Here is a 600-nt window from a genome sequence, read left to right as displayed (position 1 = left end):
GTTGAAAAAAATAGTCACAACAAGGTTAACAGGCTTTCATTCAGCTACACTGAGCACTCATTTACTGCAATTCGTAGATATTATGCTTGTGATTGCAGTTCTTGCCATAGATCACTAACAATCACGCGATCCGCAGGCGTCAGTTCTGCACGTGCTTCTTCTAGGCTGTTCGCGATACGAGATTTTAGCTCTTCAACATCGTTGATGCCGTCTTCTTCACAAGATGCGGCAGACAGAGAGATGTGACCACGTAGATAACCACCAGCAAACAGTTCATCATCAGATGCGTTTTCAATACGAGCATCAATCAGTTCTAGTAGTTTTTCTTCAAATTCAATAATCATGGAGTTTCTCTGAGGTTATTTGGGTTACTTAACGCTAAAATCAGACGCTTCCAGCTGCTTAGTTTGGTAAAACGCACGTAAGGCGTCCGAAAGCATTTTCACTCGCGGTGGCAAACCTGCTTCCAAAATACCTAATACTTCTTTATGCACTTTTTGCATAAAGCCAAGCCTATCTGGTTCAAAATCGCCGTGTAGATTGTCACAACTGACCGTAAAAGGGAAGCCAGCACTCGTGGCAAGAATCCATTCGTAAGCT

The 600-nt window shown here is 42.8% G+C and carries 2 protein-coding genes; both read right to left on the bottom strand.

The annotated features are described in order from the left end of the window. Positions 1-80: 80 nt before the first annotated feature. Complete coding sequence (locus tag R7190_RS28890) at positions 81-344, bottom strand: YfcL family protein (RefSeq protein WP_005479532.1); 264 nt, start codon at positions 342-344, stop codon at positions 81-83. Positions 345-368: 24 nt separating this feature from the next. Next, the coding region (locus R7190_RS28885; protein WP_318138069.1) for an elongation factor P hydroxylase at positions 369-600 on the bottom strand (232 nt) is incomplete at its 5' end.

This window comes from Vibrio sp. 1078-1 (assembly GCF_033340475.1).
This window is presented reverse-complemented; position numbering and strand designations above follow the sequence as displayed.

Bases quoted from the DNA above. Each gene is read 5' to 3' on its own strand.
- R7190_RS28890 (WP_005479532.1), bottom strand. From the start codon at position 344: ATGATTATTGAATTTGAAGAAAAACTACTAGAACTGATTGATGCTCGT.